Annotated in this window: 21 protein-coding genes and 1 other RNA gene; 16 read left to right on the top strand and 6 right to left on the bottom strand. The window is 57.1% G+C overall.

The window, feature by feature from the left end; genetic code table 11:
• Positions 1–55: 55 nt before the first annotated feature.
• The 4 genes from D5067_RS17630 to D5067_RS17615 all read left to right on the top strand — a co-directional run bounded on the left by D5067_RS17630 (position 56) and on the right by D5067_RS17615 (position 1,651).
• On the top strand, positions 56–436 hold the full coding sequence (locus D5067_RS17630; RefSeq protein WP_119935289.1) for a helix-hairpin-helix domain-containing protein: 381 nt from the start codon (positions 56–58) through the stop codon (positions 434–436).
• Positions 437–535: 99 nt separating this feature from the next.
• The gene (locus D5067_RS17625; RefSeq protein WP_119935288.1) at positions 536–934 is read left to right on the top strand and encodes a YbgC/FadM family acyl-CoA thioesterase; all 399 of its coding nucleotides are present in this window, start codon (positions 536–538) and stop codon (positions 932–934) included.
• Between the two features lie 47 nt (positions 935–981).
• Positions 982–1,335 (top strand): type II toxin-antitoxin system RelE/ParE family toxin, encoded by a 354-nt coding sequence (locus tag D5067_RS17620; RefSeq protein WP_119935287.1) that lies wholly within the window; start codon positions 982–984, stop codon positions 1,333–1,335.
• A 46-nt stretch (positions 1,336–1,381) separates the two neighbouring features.
• Complete coding sequence (locus D5067_RS17615; RefSeq protein WP_374208617.1) at positions 1,382–1,651, top strand: addiction module antidote protein; 270 nt, start codon at positions 1,382–1,384, stop codon at positions 1,649–1,651.
• A gap of 2 nt (positions 1,652–1,653) precedes the next feature.
• On the opposite strand, the gene queC is transcribed toward D5067_RS17615, so the two are convergent.
• Both queC and D5067_RS17605 read right to left on the bottom strand, forming a co-directional pair.
• Positions 1,654–2,349, bottom strand: coding sequence for a 7-cyano-7-deazaguanine synthase QueC (gene queC / locus D5067_RS17610; RefSeq protein WP_119935285.1), 696 nt, complete (start codon positions 2,347–2,349; stop codon positions 1,654–1,656).
• A gap of 66 nt (positions 2,350–2,415) precedes the next feature.
• Positions 2,416–4,116, bottom strand: a complete 1,701-nt coding sequence (locus D5067_RS17605) for an SgrR family transcriptional regulator (RefSeq protein ID WP_119935284.1) — start codon at positions 4,114–4,116, stop codon at positions 2,416–2,418.
• A 101-nt stretch (positions 4,117–4,217) separates the two neighbouring features.
• Here D5067_RS17605 and cof point away from each other — a divergent pair, with 101 nt between their 5' ends.
• Entirely contained in the window at positions 4,218–5,036 is an 819-nt protein-coding gene (cof, locus tag D5067_RS17600) for an HMP-PP phosphatase (protein ID WP_119935283.1), read from the top strand.
• 40 nt (positions 5,037–5,076) lie between these two features.
• On the opposite strand, the gene D5067_RS17595 is transcribed toward cof, so the two are convergent.
• The gene (locus D5067_RS17595) at positions 5,077–6,123 is read right to left on the bottom strand and encodes a PLP-dependent cysteine synthase family protein (protein WP_119935282.1); all 1,047 of its coding nucleotides are present in this window, start codon (positions 6,121–6,123) and stop codon (positions 5,077–5,079) included.
• A gap of 115 nt (positions 6,124–6,238) precedes the next feature.
• On the opposite strand from D5067_RS17595, the gene D5067_RS17590 reads away from it, so the two are divergent.
• From D5067_RS17590 to amtB, 5 genes are all read left to right on the top strand, one after another.
• Positions 6,239–6,697: an Lrp/AsnC family transcriptional regulator gene (locus D5067_RS17590; RefSeq protein ID WP_119935281.1), complete on the top strand. Its 459-nt coding sequence runs from the start codon at positions 6,239–6,241 to the stop codon at positions 6,695–6,697.
• A 30-nt stretch (positions 6,698–6,727) separates the two neighbouring features.
• The gene (locus D5067_RS17585; RefSeq protein ID WP_119935280.1) at positions 6,728–8,500 is read left to right on the top strand and encodes a SmdA family multidrug ABC transporter permease/ATP-binding protein; all 1,773 of its coding nucleotides are present in this window, start codon (positions 6,728–6,730) and stop codon (positions 8,498–8,500) included.
• Complete coding sequence (locus tag D5067_RS17580; protein ID WP_119935279.1) at positions 8,493–10,274, top strand: SmdB family multidrug efflux ABC transporter permease/ATP-binding protein; 1,782 nt, start codon at positions 8,493–8,495, stop codon at positions 10,272–10,274. Before D5067_RS17585 ends, D5067_RS17580 begins: the two co-directional genes overlap by 8 nt.
• 220 nt (positions 10,275–10,494) lie before the next feature.
• Entirely contained in the window at positions 10,495–10,833 is a 339-nt protein-coding gene (gene glnK, locus D5067_RS17575; RefSeq protein WP_119935278.1) for a P-II family nitrogen regulator, read from the top strand.
• 35 nt (positions 10,834–10,868) lie between these two features.
• Positions 10,869–12,155, top strand: coding sequence for an ammonium transporter AmtB (gene amtB, locus D5067_RS17570; protein ID WP_119935277.1), 1,287 nt, complete (start codon positions 10,869–10,871; stop codon positions 12,153–12,155).
• 94 nt (positions 12,156–12,249) lie between these two features.
• On the opposite strand, the gene tesB is transcribed toward amtB, so the two are convergent.
• Positions 12,250–13,110, bottom strand: a complete 861-nt coding sequence (gene tesB, locus D5067_RS17565) for an acyl-CoA thioesterase II (protein ID WP_119935276.1) — start codon at positions 13,108–13,110, stop codon at positions 12,250–12,252.
• Positions 13,111–13,314: 204 nt separating this feature from the next.
• Here tesB and D5067_RS17560 point away from each other — a divergent pair, with 204 nt between their 5' ends.
• Entirely contained in the window at positions 13,315–13,842 is a 528-nt protein-coding gene (locus tag D5067_RS17560; protein ID WP_119935275.1) for a YbaY family lipoprotein, read from the top strand.
• Positions 13,843–13,875: 33 nt separating this feature from the next.
• Here D5067_RS17560 and D5067_RS17555 read toward each other — a convergent pair whose 3' ends face one another.
• Positions 13,876–14,187 carry an MGMT family protein gene (locus D5067_RS17555; protein ID WP_119935274.1) on the bottom strand — a complete coding sequence of 104 codons (312 nt, stop codon included), beginning with the start codon at positions 14,185–14,187 and terminating at the stop codon, positions 13,876–13,878.
• 169 nt (positions 14,188–14,356) lie between these two features.
• Between D5067_RS17555 and ffs the strand changes: the two genes are divergently transcribed.
• The 3 genes from ffs to D5067_RS17540 all read left to right on the top strand — a co-directional run bounded on the left by ffs (position 14,357) and on the right by D5067_RS17540 (position 15,173).
• An RNA gene (gene ffs, locus D5067_RS17550) (signal recognition particle sRNA small type) lies at positions 14,357–14,453 on the top strand.
• A 256-nt stretch (positions 14,454–14,709) separates the two neighbouring features.
• Complete coding sequence (locus D5067_RS17545; protein WP_063155355.1) at positions 14,710–14,961, top strand: hypothetical protein; 252 nt, start codon at positions 14,710–14,712, stop codon at positions 14,959–14,961.
• Positions 14,958–15,173, top strand: a complete 216-nt coding sequence (locus D5067_RS17540) for a hypothetical protein (protein ID WP_119935273.1) — start codon at positions 14,958–14,960, stop codon at positions 15,171–15,173. The genes D5067_RS17545 and D5067_RS17540 overlap by 4 nt, the downstream gene beginning before the upstream one ends.
• A gap of 61 nt (positions 15,174–15,234) precedes the next feature.
• On the opposite strand, the gene yczR is transcribed toward D5067_RS17540, so the two are convergent.
• Positions 15,235–16,656 carry a MocR-like transcription factor YczR gene (gene yczR / locus D5067_RS17535; protein WP_119935470.1) on the bottom strand — a complete coding sequence of 474 codons (1,422 nt, stop codon included), beginning with the start codon at positions 16,654–16,656 and terminating at the stop codon, positions 15,235–15,237.
• Positions 16,657–16,743: 87 nt separating this feature from the next.
• Between yczR and yczE the strand changes: the two genes are divergently transcribed.
• Both yczE and D5067_RS17525 read left to right on the top strand, forming a co-directional pair.
• On the top strand, positions 16,744–17,355 hold the full coding sequence (yczE, locus tag D5067_RS17530; RefSeq protein ID WP_119935272.1) for a membrane protein YczE: 612 nt from the start codon (positions 16,744–16,746) through the stop codon (positions 17,353–17,355).
• A 77-nt stretch (positions 17,356–17,432) separates the two neighbouring features.
• Complete coding sequence (locus D5067_RS17525; RefSeq protein ID WP_119935271.1) at positions 17,433–18,503, top strand: LacI family DNA-binding transcriptional regulator; 1,071 nt, start codon at positions 17,433–17,435, stop codon at positions 18,501–18,503.
• The last annotated feature ends 14 nt before the right edge of the window (positions 18,504–18,517 follow it).

Below are 18,517 nucleotides of genomic sequence, written 5' to 3'. Positions count from 1 at the left end.
TGTTTCCCCGTGCGGCTACTGTGACGTGGCTGTCAACAAACAAGGAGAAAACAGCATGAAACGTGGAATCAAAGCACTGTTAATTACGCTGGCTATTGCCACCACCGGGATGAGCGCAGGCGCGCTGGCGGCGTCACCCGCGGCGAAATCGCAGGCGGTACAGACGAAATCAGATTCAACCGCGCAGGGTACACCGCAATCAAAAGCGACGGAAGCGGGTAAAAGCGCAGAAGATGACGGTACGCGAGTCAGCATCAACTCGGCATCGGCAGAAGATCTCGCGCGTGCGATGAACGGAGTGGGGCTTAAAAAGGCCCAGGCCATTGTGAGCTACCGCGAAGAGTACGGTCCTTTCAAAACGGTGGACGATCTCAAGCAGGTGCCGGGAATGGGCGGCGCGCTAGTTGAGCGCAACCTCTCACACCTGACGCTGTAATTACGCAATTTCTTGCACTGCGGCAAAAATTTGCCAGGATAAAGAGGTCATACCAGTTGTGACCTCTCATCCTACAATAACAGTAAAGGCTATTGCGCTATGCAGACAAAAATCAAAGTACGCGGTTTTCACCTCGACGTTTACCAGCACGTTAACAACGCCCGCTATCTTGAGTTCCTTGAAGAGGCGCGCTGGGACGGGCTGGAAAACAGCGAGAGCTTTCAGTGGCTGACCGCACACAACATCGCGTTCGTGGTCGTCAACATCAACATCAACTACCGACGCCCGGCCGTACTGGGTGATGTGCTAACCGTCACCAGTCAGGTTCAGCAGCTAAACGGTAAAAGCGGGGTGTTAAGCCAGGTAGTGACGCTGGATCCCGAAGGACAGGTAGTGGCCGATGCGCTGATTACCTTTGTCTGTATCGATCTGAAAACGCAGAAAGCGCTGCCGCTGGAAGGGGAGCTGCGAGAGAAGCTGGAGCTGATTATCGTGTAGATTTTTGTCTTTTATAAAAGACAAAGGGAATTTTCAGGGATAGAATAATGGACAGGGACTACGTTGTTGAACGCTATCAGGCCCGTGACGGGAAGGTGCCGTTTGATGAATGGATAGAAAAAATGAACCGAAGGGATCCGGATGTTGCTTTCCGGATCCTGGTGCGGATCAACCGCGCGATAAAACGTAATTTTGGCGATTACAAGTACCTCAGGGAAGGTGTCTGGGAGATGCGAGTCGACAGTGGTCCCGGCTATAGGATCTATTTTGCTGTAGAGAATCGGCAGGTTTTATTGTTACTGATCGGTGGTGACAAAAAGAGCCAGAAAGCGGATATCAAACTGGCAATAGACTACTGGAAAGATCATCAATCAAAAGGACAATCGGATGAGCGCCACTAAACAAAAATATGCGAGTTCCGTTAGCCACCATGATGCTGTGGTGAAAATGCTACGAGAAAATCCTTCCTACGCCCAGCGTTACCTCCAGATAGCACTGGAAGAGATCTATGAAGATCATGGGATCCCTGCTTATCTTATTGCCCTTCGTCAGGTTATCGAAGCCCGTGGCGGCATCGGTGAAATCTCTGCCAAAGCTGGCCTGTCGCGTCAGCAGCTATATCGAACCTTGTCTGATAACGGCAACCCAACGCTGACAACGCTAATGAAAGTCACTCGTGCTGCCGGCGTGAAACTCTTCGACAGCACGGTGAAATAGCCCTATTTAAGCCCGGTTTTTTTCTGCATCGCGGCCATCACGCCGACTTTATCGGCAAGATAGTGGTTCAACCCGTTCGCGCGCAGATTACAGGCGGCGCACTGGCCGCACCCGTCGCCCTTAATGCCGTTGTAGCAGGTCAGGGTTTCGCTGCGGACCAAATCCAGCTTGCCCCAGTAGTCGGCCAGCGCCCAGGTTTCCGCTTTATCAAGCCACATCAGCGGTGTTTCAAAGCGCGTCTCTTTCGCCATACCCAGGTTTACCGCGTGATTGAGCGCCTTCACGAACTCATCGCGACAGTCTGGATAGCCGGAGAAGTCGGTTTCGCACACGCCGGTGATGACGGCTTCAGCTTTCACCTGGTAGGCATAAATCGCCGTCAGGGTCAGGAACAAAATATTGCGGCCAGGCACGAAGGTATTGGGAATGCCGCTGGCGTCCGGTTCGTAGTCCGGTACGGGAATACTGTCGCGGGTGAGGCTGCTGACGGCCAGTTCATTTAACAGCGTTACGTCCAGCACCTTATGCGCGCGCGCGCCCAGTTTAAGCGCCAGATCACGGGCCACGTCGATTTCCGCGCGATGGCGCTGGCCATAATCGAAGGTGACGCAGTGAACTTCATCATACTGATGCAGGGCCTGAACCAGACAGGTTGTGGAATCTTGTCCTCCGCTGAACACGACGACGGCACGTTTCATAAATCATCTCGACAGTTACGATAAAAACGTCATGTTACCGCCTGGCTACGGCGGCGACCAGCTTCTTCACGATTTAGGCGCCGGGATCCAGGCCTCGGTGAAATCAAACCAGCCGCGGGTATTGAGCCGAATGCCGTTAACGCCCGGCGGGGCGCTAACTTGATACTGGTAGTTAAACAGCGGCGTAATGACCGCGTTTTCCATCAGTTGGCTGAATATGGCTTTCAGGCCAGCGTGCCGCGCCTGTTCGTCGGCCTGGGTCTGTACCGCATCCAGCGTGGCCTGCAGATGGGCAAACTGCGGCGCGCTTAACAGGTGTGGCCAGAGGGCATCACAGCGTAGCCACTGCTCAAGCGTATACTCCGGCGCTTCGCCAATCAGCCTGTCACCCATCATGATGTCTGCCTCTGCCAGCCTCACGCACCCGTCCCAGGTTTTGGCGTCGTGAAAGATAACGTTAAGTTCACATCCCTGCTGCGCAAGGTACTGTTTTAGCTGGCTTGCCATGGTGTGCAGCTCAACGGGAAGATGGTAGATCAGCGTCAGTTTTTCCGGCAGCGCTACCTCCGTTAAATCCGGCCAGCGGGGAATTGACCAACCGGGAAGCAGTTCCTCCGTTGGGGTAATTAACCCTTCGTTTAGCGGAAGCGTATGCAGAAGCGCCGAGAGATGGATGATATTGATGAGTCGCCTTGCCTGCATATCCGTCAGCCGTGCGCTCTGCTTTAGCGTGAGATAGCAAAAGCCCAGGCTGGTGCTGTTGCTCACCAGCCGCAGGCTTTCCAGTTCGTCAGGCTCGCCAATAGCGATCTGCACCGGATGACGGCAGCTTGTCCCAAGGCCATAGTCAAACAGGGTAGGGGTTATCCAAAACTCGATCGCCTTCAGCAGCGGGTGGCTAAGATGGTACTGCTCATGGCTTTCCAGGCGAACCAGATCGGTATCGAACACGCTCAGCCTAAACGGCCCGCAGCCCGTCATGGGCTGGTTCGGATGGGCCAGACGGCTGCAGTAGGTCGCCAGCCGGTGTGCCAGCCAGTAATCCGGCTGATGCAGCGTAAAGGTCAGGCACTGCGGGTGCGTCACCTCAATGTGCAATACGCTCTGGAACAGCTTACGCAGCGCGGGGAGTGCCAGCAGCGCCGTCAGGCTTCGCTGCAGCTGCGCCGTCTCGATTTTATCGCCGTTATGCCAGTGCAGCGTAGAGCGGATGTAAAAATGCCAGCGCAGACCATTATCAGATACCTCCCAGTGGTGCGCCAGGTCGCCCGTAGGCTCGCTGCTGTTGCCCTGAAAGCGCGTCAGCCCGGAGAACACGTTCCCGGCCAGATGCTGCTCCGCCCGGCCGGGTAAAAAGCCGGGATGAAGCGGATCCAACGAGCGATAGTAGGGGATACGAAGCGTCGGGGTGTCGTTTTGCCAGTGGCCGCCTAAAAAGGGATGCAGCAGGCTGCGTAGCTCCTCGGGCGCCAGCTGCGCCAGTTCAAGGGCGTTATGCTGCTGTCCGCTCTTTAGCGCCTCTTCCATCATCGAATTGCGCAGTGATTCTGGGGTGACGTAGAACGTTAACTCCCCGCGCTTGCCGCGTCCGGACTGCGCGCGCCAGCGTAGCCAGCCCGCGTCCTGCGCCTGACGCAGAAGCGTGCGAACATGCCTTTCGCTGCAAAAACAGCGGCTGGCAAGTTCCGTAACGGTGACCTGCTGGGGGGCACCCTCGGAGGGCTGCCACAGGCGTTGATACTGGTTAAGGCGGTTAAGCTGGCGCATGATAAATCCGGAACAATAATTATCATCTATTCACTATTACTTCCGTATATCTCACGCAATACTGATCCACAAGTTAAACGCATCACATTTCGGGAGTAATCATGGCTCGGCTCGCAGCATTTGATATGGACGGCACGCTGTTAATGCCGGATCACCGTTTAGGGGATAAAACCCTGAGCACCCTGAAGCGCCTGAACGAACGTGATGTCACCCTGACGTTTGCCACCGGCCGTCATGTGCTGGAGATGCGCCATCTGCTGGGGGCGTTTTCCCTTGATGCGTTTTTGATTACCGGCAACGGGACGCGTATTCACTCCGTTGAAGGCGATGTGCTGCACCGTCAGGATCTCAATCCGGAAGTGGCGGATATCGTGCTGCACAGCACCTGGGATACGCAGGCCAGCATTCACGTGTTTAACGATGAGGGCTGGTTCACCGGCCGTGAAATTCCGGATTTGCTACACGCGCACGTCTACAGCGGCTTTAAATATCAGCTTGTCGACCTGCGTCGGATCCCTGCCCATGCGGTGACGAAGATTTGCTTCTGCGGCGATCACGACGATCTCTGCCGCTTGCGCATCCAGCTCAATGAGGCGCTGGGGGATCGGGCACACCTGACCTTCTCGGCGGTGGATTGTCTGGAAGTGCTGCCGGTCGGCTGTAACAAAGGATCTGCCCTGGCGGTCCTGAGCGACCACCTGGGCTTAACGATGCAGGACTGTATGGCGTTTGGCGACGCCATGAACGACCGCGAAATGCTGGGCAGCGTTGGTCGCGGTCTGATTATGGGGAATGCGATGCCGCAGCTGATTGCAGAGCTTCCTCACCTGCCGGTTATTGGCCACTGCCGTAACGAAGCGGTGTCCCATTTTTTGACGCATTGGCTGGACAAAAACAACCTCCCGTATTCCCCCGAATAGTGAGACCCTTCCAGCAAGCCAGGCTTCGGTCTGGCTTTTTTTATTTCACCAGCTCTGCAATCTGCGCCTTCCACGGCGCGATATCGCCGATATTATTCTGCACCCACTCCGCGTTGTAATAGGTCTCAAGGTAACGCTCGCCGCTGTCGCACAGCAGCGTGACGATTGAACCGGTGCGGCCCTCTTCGCGCATGCGGGCGGCAAGCTGAAGCGCGCCCCACATGTTCGTTCCCGTCGACGCGCCAACCTTGCGGCCAAGCTGCGTTTCCAGCCAGTGCGCGGTAGCCACGCTGGCTGCATCCGGTACGCGGAGCATCTCATCGACCACGTCAGGAATAAACGACGGCTCGACGCGCGGACGGCCAATCCCCTCGATTTTACTGCCCACCGGGCTGCGCAGGGCGGCATCGCGGCTTTGCCAGTAGTCGAGGAACACGGAGTTCTGCGGGTCAACCACCATCAGCCGGGTGTCATAACCCTGACAGCGGATATAGCGCCCGATGGTGGCAGATGTGCCGCCGGTACCCGCGCTCATGACAACATAGGAAGGGACCGGATGCGGCTCGTGGGTCATCTGGCGGAAAATACTGTCGGCAATGTTGTTATTGCCGCGCCAGTCGGTGGCGCGTTCGGCGAAGGTAAACTGGTCCATATAGTGGCCGTTTAGCTCGCGGGCCAGCATTTCAGAGGCGGCGTAGATTTCGCAGGCGCTTTCTACAAAGTGGCAGCGGCCGCCGTAAAATTCGATCTGTTCGACCTTGCGCTTCGCGGTGCAGGAGGGCATCACGGCGATAAACGGCAGGCCCAGCAGGCGGGCAAAGTAAGCTTCGGACACCGCCGTTGAACCGGACGAGGATTCAATGATGGTCGTACCCTCTTTAATCCAGCCGTTACATAAGCCGTACAAGAATAGCGAACGCGCCAGGCGATGCTTCAGGCTACCGGTGGGATGGGTACTTTCATCTTTCAGGTAGAGCTGAATGCCCGCAAACCCCGGAAGGGCAAGGCGGATTAAATGGGTGTCCGCCGAGCGCTGGTAGTCGGCATTGATTTCGCTGATGGCATGTTTAACCCAGGTGCTATTCATCGTGTTTATCCGTTTGTCATTTTGTGCCCAGCATAGCGAAAAGCACAGAAAAAATTGTTGCTATCTGGCCTTTAAAATAGAATGAAGGGAGAAAAATTTTCTCTATGAGGTGGGTATGCTAGATAAAATTGACCGCAAGCTGCTTTCATTGCTGCAAACTGACTGCACCCTCTCTTTGCAGGCGCTGGCCGATGCCGTTAATCTGACCACCACACCCTGCTGGAAACGCCTCAAGAAGCTGGAAGATGACGGCATTCTGCTCGGGCGCGTTGCGCTCCTGGATCCCGAAAAACTGGGGCTTGGCCTGACGGCGTTTGTCCTGATAAAAACGCAGCATCACAGCAGCGAGTGGTATTGTCGGTTCGTGACTCAGGTTTCCGAGATGCCCGAAGTGCTTGGCTTCTGGCGCATGGCCGGAGAGTATGACTACCTGATGCGCGTTCAGGTCGCCGATATGAAGCGCTACGATGATTTCTACAAGCGGCTGGTTAACAGCGTACCGGGCTTGTCGGATGTCACCTCAAGCTTCGCCATGGAACAGATTAAGTACACCACTGCGCTACCCATTGAATAACTTCGTTAAATACCTTCAGGAACAAACCGCGTGCGATTATTTGCCCAATTAAGCTGGTACTTTCGTCGGGAGTGGCAGCGCTACCTCGGCGCTGTGGCCTTGCTTATTATCATTGCCATTTTGCAGCTGATCCCGCCAAAGGTGGTGGGATACGTCGTGGATGGCGTTACGGAACAACATTACACCACCGCACGGGTGCTGATGTGGGTTGGCACGCTGGTGCTGACCGCGGTGATTGTTTACCTGCTGCGCTACGTCTGGCGCGTTCTCTTATTCGGTGCGTCCTATCAGCTGGCCGTCGAGCTGCGCGAAGATTTTTATCGCCAGTTAAGCCGCCAGCACCCGGAGTTTTACCTCCGCCACCGCACCGGGGATCTCATCGCCCGCGCCACCAACGACGTGGACCGCGTGGTCTTTGCCGCCGGGGAAGGGGTGCTCACGCTGGTGGATTCGCTGGTGATGGGCTGTGCGGTGTTGATTGTTATGTCGACCCAGATTAGCTGGCAGCTGACCCTGCTGGCGCTGCTGCCGATGCCGGTCATGGCGCTGGCGATCAATCGCTACGGTGAAAAGCTGCACGAGCGCTTCAAGCTGGCGCAGGCGGCGTTTTCATCGCTCAACGATCGCACCCAGGAGAGCATGACCAGCATCCGCATGATTAAAGCCTTTGGTCTGGAAGACCGTCAGTCCGCGCTGTTTGCCGCCGATGCAGCAGAAACAGGCGCAAAAAACATGCGCGTTGCGCGCATTGATGCCCGTTTTGACCCGACGATCTATATCGCAATCGGCACGGCAAATCTGCTGGCGATCGGCGGCGGAAGCTGGCTGGTGGTGCAGGGCTCAATGACCCTTGGCCAGCTAACCAGCTTTGCGATGTATCTGGGGCTGATGATTTGGCCGATGCTGGCCCTGGCGTGGATGTTTAACATCGTTGAGCGCGGCAGCGCCGCCTACACCCGCATTCGCGCCATGCTGGCCGAGGCGCCGGTAGTGAATGACGGCAGCGAGCCGGTGCCGGAAGGGCGCGGCGTGGTGAAGGCCGATATCCAGTCGTTTAGCTATCCGCAGACCGCCCACCCGGTGCTCGAAAACGTCAGCTTTACGCTGCAGCCCGGCCAGATGCTGGGGATTTGCGGCCCAACGGGATCCGGTAAAAGCACCATTCTGTCGCTGCTGCAGCGACATTTTGACGTGACGCAGGGCGATATTCGTTTCCACGACGTTCCGCTGACCAACCTGCTGTTAGACGGCTGGCGCAGCCGCCTGGCGGTGGTCAGCCAGACGCCGTTTTTATTCTCAGATACCATCGCCAACAACATTGCTCTCGGCCACCCTGCCGCGACGCAGGAAGAGATCGAAAACGTGGCGCGCCTGGCCAGCGTGCACGAGGATATTTTGCGTCTGCCGCAGGGGTATGAAACGGAGGTTGGCGAGCGCGGTGTCATGCTTTCCGGCGGGCAAAAACAGCGTATTTCTATTGCCCGCGCGCTGCTGCTGAATGCTGAAATTCTGATCCTGGACGATGCGCTTTCCGCCGTTGATGGACGCACAGAGCACCAGATCCTGCACAACCTGCGCCAGTGGGGAGAAGGGCGTACGGTGATCATCAGCGCCCACCGCCTGTCGGCGCTGACGGAAGCCAGTGAAATTCTGGTATTGCAGCACGGACACATTGCCCAGCGCGGGCAGCACGATCGGCTTGCCGAACAGCCGGGCTGGTATCGCGATATGTACCGCTATCAGCAGCTTGAGGCGGCGCTTGACGATGCCCCAGTACAGGACGAGGAGGAGACGCATGCGTAAGCTCGGAACGATGTGGCCGACGCTGAAGCGTCTTCTGGCCTACGGCTCACCGTGGCGCAAACCGCTCTCCGTCGCCGTGCTACTGCTGTGGATTGCGGCGATTGCTGAAGTGACGGGCCCGCTGCTTATCAGCTATTTCATCGACAATATGGTGGCGAAAAGCTATCTGCCCCTGGGGCTGGTGGCCGGGCTAGGCGTGGCGTACGTGGGGCTGCAGCTGACGGCAGCGGGGCTGCACTATGCGCAGTCGCTGCTCTTTAACCGCGCGGCGGTTGGGGTCGTACAGCAGCTGCGTACCGATGTTATGGATGCAGCACTTCGCCAGCCGCTGAGTGAATTCGACACCCAGCCGGTCGGGCAGGTGATTTCACGCGTCACTAACGACACCGAGGTGATCCGCGATCTGTACGTGACCGTCGTGGCGACCGTGCTTCGCAGCGCGGCGCTGGTTGGCGCAATGCTGGTGGCGATGTTCAGCCTTGACTGGCGCATGGCGCTGGTGGCGATCGCCATTTTCCCGGCAGTGCTGATTGTGATGATCATTTATCAGCGCTACAGCACGCCAATAGTTCGCCGGGTGCGCGCCTATCTGGCCGATATTAACGATGGCTTCAACGAAGTGATCAACGGCATGAGCGTCATCCAGCAGTTCCGCCAGCAGGCGCGCTTTGGCGAGCGGATGGGGGAAGCGAGCCGTTCGCACTATATGGCGCGTATGCAGACGCTGCGCCTCGACGGTTTCCTGCTGCGCCCGCTGCTGAGTCTTTTCTCGGCGCTGGTGCTCTGCGGCCTGCTGATGATGTTCGGCCTGACAACCCGCGGGACTATTGAGGTTGGGGTGCTTTACGCCTTTATCAGCTACCTTGGGCGCCTTAATGAGCCCCTCATTGAACTCACTACCCAGCAATCCATGCTGCAGCAGGCGGTGGTTGCCGGGGAGCGCGTCTTTGAGCTGATGGACAGGCCGCGTCAGACCTACGGAAACGACGACCGCCCGCTGCAAAGCGGCGCGATTGCGTTTGATAACGTCTCGTTTGCCTATCGTGACGATCGCCTTGTGCTGCAGGACATCAATCTGGATATTCCCTCTCGCGGATTTGTCGCGCTGGTGGGGCATACCGGAAGCGGTAAAAGTACCCTCGCCAGCCTGCTAATGGGCTATTACCCGTTAACCCAGGGGGAGATCCGTCTGGACGGGCGTCCTCTGGAATCCCTTAGCCACGATGTGTTGCGTAAAGGCGTCGCGATGGTGCAGCAGGACCCGGTCGTGCTGGCCGATACCTTTTACGCCAACGTCACGCTGGGGCGGCCTTTTACCCAGGATCGGGTCTGGGACGTGCTGGAGAAAGTTCAGCTGGCCGATCTGGCGCGTGGGCTAAGCGACGGTATTAACACGAAGCTCGGCGAACAGGGCAATAACCTCTCCGTCGGGCAAAAGCAGCTTTTGGCGCTGGCGCGCGTGCTGATCGAAACGCCGCAGGTGCTGATTCTGGATGAAGCGACGGCCAGTATAGACTCCGGCACCGAGCAGGCCATTCAGCAGGCGCTGGCCGCCGTCCGTGACCACACGACGCTGGTCGTCATTGCCCACCGTCTCTCAACCATCGTCGAGGCGGATACCATTCTGGTGCTGCATCGCGGCCAGGCCGTTGAACGCGGCACGCACCGGCAGCTGCTTGAGGCTAAAGGGCGCTACTGGCAGATGTACCAGCTTCAGCTGGCTGGCGAAGAGCTGGCTGCCAGCGCGCGGGAAGAAGAGTCGCTTAGCGCCTGATGCACCAAAAACAGGCAACGCGCTGACAGCCTCAGCTGTTGGTGCAAAATGGAAACGCACCCTGCACCGTCATGGTGCGTTTTTTTTCGCCACAACGTGAGAGCGCGCTATTTCAGGCACGTTACGCCGCGTTTCCCCTCTGTTTTCAATTCTGGCACACCCCTTGCAATATCTTTCGTGTTAGCTGCGGCCATTACCGAATTCTGACTGGAGGGGATTTATGAAGCTGGTTACGGTTGTAATCAAACCATTCAAACTCGAAGACGTGCGTGAAGCGTTGTCTTCCATGGGTATTCAGGGACTGACTGTCACCGAAGTGAAAGGCTTTGGTCGTCAGAAGGGTCATGCCGAGCTTTATCGCGGGGCGGAATACAGCGTTAACTTCCTGCCAAAAGTAAAAATTGATGTGGCCATTGCGGACGATCAGCTCGATGAAGTCATCGATATCATCAGCAAAGCGGCCTACACCGGCAAAATTGGCGACGGCAAAATTTTCGTTGCTGAACTGCAGCGCGTCATTCGCATCCGTACAGGCGAATCTGACGAAGCGGCACTGTAAATAACGCCTGGCACACAGTGATAGGGATCGAGAAAATGAAGATAGCAACACTCAAAACGGGTCTGGGGTCGCTGGCACTGCTGCCGGGCCTGGCATTGGCTGCGCCTGCGGTGGCAGACAAAGCCGATAACGCTTTTATGATGATCTGCACCGCGCTGGTGCTGTTCATGACTATTCCGGGCATTGCGCTGTTCTATGGCGGCCTGATCCGCGGCAAAAACGTTCTCTCCATGCTGACGCAGGTTGCCGTGACGTTCGCACTGGTCTGCGTGCTGTGGGTTGTCTACGGCTACTCGCTGGCCTTCGGTGAAGGTAACGCCTTCTTCGGCAGCTTTAACTGGGCAATGCTAAAGAATATTGAGCTGACCGCGCTGATGGGCAGTTTTTATCAGTACATCCACGTTGCGTTCCAGGGCTCGTTCGCCTGTATCACCGTAGGGCTGATTGTCGGCGCGCTGGCGGAACGTATTCGCTTCTCTGCCGTCCTGATCTTCGTCGTGGTCTGGCTGACGCTCTCCTATGTGCCGATTGCGCATATGGTCTGGGGCGGCGGTCTGCTGGCGTCTCATGGTGCGATGGACTTTGCAGGCGGTACCGTTGTTCACATCAACGCCGCTGTAGCAGGTCTCGTGGGGGCATACCTGATTGGCAAACGCGTGGGCTTCGGTAAGGAAGCATTCAAACCGCACAACCTGCCGATGGTGTTCACCGGTACAGCCATCCTTTACTTTGGCTGGTTCGGCTTCAACGCCGGTTCAGCAAGTGCAGCGAACGAAATCGCAGCGCTGGCCTTCGTGAACACGGTTGTTGCCACGGCGGGCGCGATTCTCTCCTGGGTCTTCGGCGAGTGGGCCGTACGCGGTAAACCGTCTCTGCTGGGCGCCTGTTCTGGTGCGATTGCTGGACTGGTCGGTATCACCCCGGCGTGTGGCTACGTTGGCGTCGGCGGCGCGCTGCTGGTTGGCATCGTGGCGGGTCTGGCCGGGCTGTGGGGCGTGACGGCGCTGAAGCGCGTTCTGCGCGTTGATGACCCTTGTGACGTGTTCGGCGTACACGGCGTGTGCGGCATCGTCGGCTGTATCATGACCGGTATCTTTGCCGCGAAATCTCTGGGTGGCGTAGGTTATGCAGAAGGCGTAACGATGGTTCACCAGGTGCTGGTACAGCTGGAAAGTATCGCGATTACCGTCGTCTGGTCTGGCGTGGTTGCGTTTATCGGCTACAAGCTGGCGGACATGACGGTGGGTCTGCGCGTACCGGAAGAGCAGGAGCGCGAAGGTCTGGACGTCAACAGCCACGGCGAGAATGCGTATAACGCCTAATAAACAGCAAAACGGCAACTTCGTTGCCGTTTTTAGTATGTATTCCCTCTCCCCGTGGGAGAGGGTCAGGGTGAGGGCATCAGGCCGCACAACATCACCCTCTGTTACGCATCACCCCTTCCTGCACCGTAGAAGCCACCAGCACGCCGTCCTGCGTATAAAACTCCCCACGCACAAACCCGCGAGCGCTCGACGCTGACGTACTCTCCACGCTGTAGAGCAGCCATTCATTCATATCAAACGGACGGTGGAACCACATGGAGTGGTCAATGGTTGCGACCTGCATCCCTTTCTCCAGGAACCCAACGCCGTGCGGCTGTAGCGCAACCGGCAGGAAGTTGAAATCAGACGCGTAGCCCAGCAGGTACTGATGTACGCGAAGATCTTCCGGCACGGCGCCATTGGCTCGCATCCAGACCTGACGCCTGGGTTCAGCGGTGTGGCCTTTCATCGGGTTATGGAATTCGACAGGACGAATCTCCAGCGGTTTGTCACACAGAAATTTCTCTTTCACCTGAGGGGGCAGCAGATGCGCCAGCGCCCGGGCAATCTCCGTTTCAGATTTCAAATCGTCCGGAGCGGGAGCGGGCGGCATCGTTTTTTGATGTTCGTAGCCCGGCTCCGGCGCCTGGAATGAGGCGGTCATGTAAAAGATCGGCTTGCCATGCTGAATGGCCGCCACGCGGCGTGCGCTGAAGCTGTTGCCGTCGCGTAAAACTTCAACGTCGTACACGATAGGTTTTGCGCTGTCGCCAGGGCGTAAGAAATAGCTGTGAAATGAGTGCACCAGACGGTCTGCAGGGACGGTTTCCTTCGCGGCATACAGCGCCTGTCCCACGACCTGTCCCCCGAAAACCTGGCGTAAGCCGAGATCTTCGCTCTGTCCACGGAAGAGTCCTTCCTCAATTTTTTCCAGGTTCAGTAATGTCAGCAGATTGTTCAGTGCCTGACTCATAGTCGTCCTCAATAAAACGCCGTGGCGATAGATAGGCTGAGTATAACGCAGAAATGAAAGTGGTCCGATGGGTAGATTAGTCTGAATATCGGGACGAAATTAGGCATTAATCAGTGATTTGTGCCACACTTGTTTACGTTATGTGAATGAAACGACATCGGATGGGATCGATCCCGCTGGTGCATTGATGATAAGGAGACTTCAATGAAACTCGTGCCAATGCTAAGTGGTGTAGCTATTGCGGTGGCGTTGTCCGCCTGTGCCGGTAAGAGCGCGCAGGTTCCGGTGCCCACTGCAGATGCGAATGGAATAAACACACTTTCACAGCAGTCCATTCAGCAGCCAAATGTTTCCGGTACTATCTGGATTAAGCAGAAAGTCGCCTTACCGCCAGACGCGGTATTAACCGTAACGCTGTCTGATGCGTCCCTGGCCGATGCGCCGTCGAAGGTGCTGGCGCAGCGTGCCGTTCGTACAGAGGGTAAACAGGCGCCGTTCAGCTTCGTGTTGCCGTATAACCCATCAGACGTGCAGCCCAACGCGCGTATCCTGCTGAGTGCGGCAGTAACGATCAACGACAAGCTGGTCTTTATTACCGATACCGTGCAGGAAGCGGTCAACAACGGTGGGACCAAGGTCGACCTGAACCTGGTGCCGGTGCAGCAAACAGAAGTACCTCTGTCGCCGCAGGCTAATCAGCCAGCGCTGCCTACACCGCCTACTCAGCTGTAATCTCGCCTTACGCCCTCTTCGCTGAAGAGGGCGTCAGTATCTCCAGCGATACTTCTGCAAGTCGATTTGCCCCGATCCCGATACGTGTACCCCCTCTGACAACAGTGCCTGACGCTGGCGCTGCAAATCTGGCCCGGTGAGTGAAATCGCGCCGTGGCGATTTACCACCCGATACCAGGGCAACGTACTTCCTTCCGGCAGCCGTTTCAGCACGCCGCCCACCTGGCGCGCCGCGCGAGGAGAACCCGCAAGCCGCGCAACGTCACCATAGGTGGTGACATAGCCCTCCGGGATAGAGGCCACAATTTGCCATACGCGCTGGGGAAAAGAGTCTTGTTCGTTCATTGTTATTTCGGCCGCGAAGATAATGGCATCATGTTAAACGAAGACTGCGCTGATTGCTGCGCCAGTTTGCGCAATAAACCAGCATCCAGATCTCAGCGGCTTGCAATTGCTGGGCAGCACAGGGATAATGCGGCTGCGCGTTGGTTATCAACGCTCTCAATGGGGGCTCTGTTGGTTCTCCCGCAACGCTACTCTGTTCACCAGGTCAGGTCCGGAAGGAAGCAGCCAGGGCAGACGACGTGTGTGCCGGGATGTAGCTGGCAGGGCCCCCACCCATTTCTGCCCCCTTCACATCCTCAGCGTACTACCAGCTAAAATAACCTTATTAAAAAAAGGCCTTTTCTCGCGCGTGTAATATATCTTTCATTCACTTGAAATATTATTGTCATAAACCTGTAATAATAGACTGTCATTTTATTATTGGGCGTCTTTTTTCTGTCATAAGCAAAAAATATATATCTGGATTAGCAAGATAACTTCGTGTATTAAATAAAGAACTTATTCCGAAGGGAAGTGATAATCATGGCCACTGCGGTACTAAACGTTAAAATTGATGAAGCGCTTAAAGAAAGACTTCGCCACTATGCCGAAGTGAATAATGAGAATTTAAGCGTGACCACAGAGAAACTGCTGCTGCTGGCATTTGAAGCAGTAGAAGAGGCGGGAGTATCGGAAGAGGATATCGATAATCAGCATACGGAAGAAGAGAGCGTATCTCCATTTACTCCTAAAGAAATCAAAGCATTACGTAAAATTCTGAAGAAGAGAAAATGAAACAACAACCGTCAACTGCCTGTGACTACAAAGAAGCCTGCGATTTGTTGCGTTCAGGCTACGTGAAGCATGTACGTCTCGGCTGGAATGTAGGAAGTGATGAGTTCTTTCGTATTGCATCTGACTGGTGTGATACCGGTGCAAAAATAAAGAAAGAAGGCGAAATGTTTGTTATTTCACTGAAAGGTTTCCCTATTCCTCCTCAGCACTGAATCCTCCCTCATGAAAACTGCTGACTGCACGCGTTACAGTCAGCAGTTTTTATTATGTGAATTATACCAGGCTTCGTTTAATTGCCGGTGGGCTTTTATTCAGCGCCAGCCAAAGCGGTTTAATTCTTATCAGCGCCTCTTCAAGTTGAGCCGGGTCGAGCGAGAAGGGCATGCGCAGGTAGCGGTCGAACGCACCGGACAGCCCAAACCGCGTGCCGGTCCCCAGATTAATCCCCAGCGTTTCGGCTCGTGCCGCCAGCTGCGTCGCCAGCATTCCGGGCAGCTCTATCCACCAGGAAAGCCCACCTTCAGCCTCATGAAATGTCCATTCCGGGAAGTGCGTTTGCAAGAGCCTGCTGCAACGGTTGCGGCGTTCCTTCAGCATTTTCCTCCGGGCGGGCAGGAACGTATCGCTGTTTTCAATAAGCCACTGTGTCGCCAGCTGTTCCAGCATGGGCGATCCCAAATCAAGAGTATCTCGCGTCTGGGTCAGCGTTGCGATGGTGCGCGAGGAGGCGCGGATCCACCCAAGACGGAGCCCGCCCCAGAAGCTTTTCCCGGCGGAGCCGAGCGTTATCACGTTTGCCTGCGGGTTAAACGAGGCCAGCGGCGGGGGCGGCGGGGCGTCAAACCACAAATCCACCATCGTTTCATCGACAACCAGCGTGGTGCGGGTCTGCGCTGCGATGTCGGTTATGGACTGACGGGTTGCGCGGTCCATACAGCGCCCTGTTGGGTTATGAAAATCCGGCATCAGGTAGGCCAGGCGCGGCGCCGTCTGGGCAAGGGTTGCAGCAAAGCCATCCGTATCCCAGCCTTTTTCCGGTAACGACACGCCCACGGGCCGACATTGCGCCCCCTGAATGGCGGCTATCGCCAGTGGATAGGTGGGATGGTCAACCACCACGCGATCCCCCGGGCCGGTCATCATCCGCAGCACCAGCGCAAAGCCGCTGACCGCACCATTCACCACCATCACTTCATCCGCCTGGGTTGGAAGCCCCCTCGCGGTGTAGCGGGCGGCAATGGCTTCGCGCAGTGCCAACAGCCCAAGCTGATCGTATCCCGTCAAGACAAGGTGCTGCGGAATGGTCGCGAGCGCATGGGTATAAGCCTGATGGATCTCAGGCCCGGCATTGAGTGCGGCAGTGGAGAGATCCAGCGCCGCGCTGGCAGCTGACAGGGTCGGTATGGCACGAGTATCCGGCAGGATCACGCGCGAGCCGCTGCCGTGACGGCTCTCCAGATATCCCTCTTCCCGCAGGTGAGCCAGCGCGCTGCTGACGGTGGTGCGGCTCACCTCCAGCACGGAAGCCAGCTCCCGTTCCCCGGGCAAGCGCGTCGCGAGGGCCAGCCTGCCATCCAGGATCAGGAGACGTATCGCGTCGGCAAGCTGACGCCACAGTGGGGTACGGGATGACGTTTGCTGCCAGTGCCCTAGCAGGCGCAGTAAAGACTGGCTTCCGAATCGACGTGATGACATATGCAGGCCACTATTTGAAAACTGGACATTAATCATAGAGCCATTTTCGTTCAGGATGGAAGTCTGGTTCATCGGAGAAAATAAAAAATGCTGCGTCGTCTGGTACAACTGTATGTCGGCTTAGGGCTTTACGGCCTGTCAACCGCGATGTTTATTCGTTCGGATCTGGGTGTCGATCCGTGGGACGTTTTTCACCTTGGCGTGGCGCTGCAGCTGGGGATGAGTATCGGAACGGTGATTATTTTGACCGGCGCGGCGGTGCTGTTGCTGTGGATACCGCTGCGTCAACTTCCCGGTCTCGGTACCATCAGTAACGTGATTTGTATCGGCCTGGCGGCAGATGCGTCCATGGCGCTGATCCCCGAGCTGACCTCTCTACCGGTTCGCATCACCCTCCTGCTCTCCGGCATTGTGGTGAACGCCGTTGCAACGGGCATGTATATTGGCGCGGGCTTTGGGGCAGGCCCGCGAGACGGCCTGATGACGGGTATCCATGCTCGCCTGGGATGGTCGATTCGCAGCGTGCGGACCGGCATCGAGGTGAGCGTGTTAATTATCGGCTGTATTCTCGGCGGTTCGTTCGGCGTGGGGACGGTAGTCTACGCCCTGACCATCGGCCCAATGATCCAAATCTGCCTGCCGTGGTTCCGCCATAAGCCCGCCGTGCAGAAGATACCCCAGCCTGAGCAAATTGTTTAATTCTGCGAAGCGCTCACAGGTATTCATCGCACAGGTATGCCAGAATAGCGGTATCTCTTTTCGTGAAGCCTGGACACATGAAAGCTATCACTCTTTATGACGTTGCCCGCGCTGCCGGCGTTTCCTATCAGACCGTTTCCCGCGTGATTAACGATGCGGAGCATGTCTCCGCCCGGACGCGGGAAAAGGTCCAGCGGGCCATGGCGGAACTGCACTATGTGCCAAACCGCGGGGCACAGCAGCTGGCCGGTAAACGTACCCGCACGCTGGGGCTGATAACCACCGATCTTGCCCTGCATGCTCCGTCGCAAATCGCCTCCGTCGTGAAATCCCGCACGGTTGAGCAGGGGGCGAGCGTGCTGATCTCTATGGTTGAGCAGCCGGATCGGTGCCAGGCCGCCCTGCAAGAGCTGCTGGCCCAGCGGGTGGAAGCCCTGCTGGTGAATGTGCCGCTGGACGATGCGCAGGCGGAACGGCTGGCATCACTGGCTTCGCCCGTCCCGATCCTCTTTCTCGATGTTTCCGGTTCCGCGCAGGTGAATAGCCTCGTATTCGATGCGGAACAGGGTGCCCGCCTGGGCGCTGAGCATGTGCTTTCTTTGGGGCACAGGCGCATTGCGCTGCTCAGCGGCCCGGAAAGTTCGGTTTCTGCGCGAGCGCGCCTGACGGGGTGGAAAAACGCCCTGGCTCAGGCGGGGCTTGAGCCCGCTGGAGAAGCGCACGGCAACTGGAGCGCCGCCTCAGGCTATGAAAAAGGGCATCAGCTGCTGGCAGGCGCAAAAATACCCGAGGCGATCCTCGTGGCGAACGATCAAATGGCGCTGGGCGTCATGCGCGCCTGCGCGGAGAAGGGGATTGCGGTTCCCGGTCAAATCTCGGTAGTTGGCTTTGACGATACGGCGGACAGCGCCTGGTTTTCCCCGCCGCTGACCACGGTTCGACAGGCGTTTCGCGAGGCAGGCGAGCGAAGCGTGGAATGGCTGCTGGCACCGACTCGCGGTGAAAAGCACTGGCAAGTGCAGCTTCCCGTCACGCTGGTCGCCCGTCACTCCACGGCGCCGTGCACGCCGCAGCAGGCGGATCGTGAAGATCTGGCGCAGCGGCTCAAAAGCCTCGCGCTGCTGGCGGAGCAGCTCGCGCGGGGGTGATTCTTTTGTGATCT

Source organism: Enterobacter huaxiensis, from assembly GCF_003594935.2.
Taxonomy (GTDB): Bacteria; Pseudomonadota; Gammaproteobacteria; order Enterobacterales; family Enterobacteriaceae; genus Enterobacter; species Enterobacter huaxiensis.
Note: the sequence above shows the minus strand (reverse complement) of the source record. Positions and strands in the feature narration are given on the sequence as shown.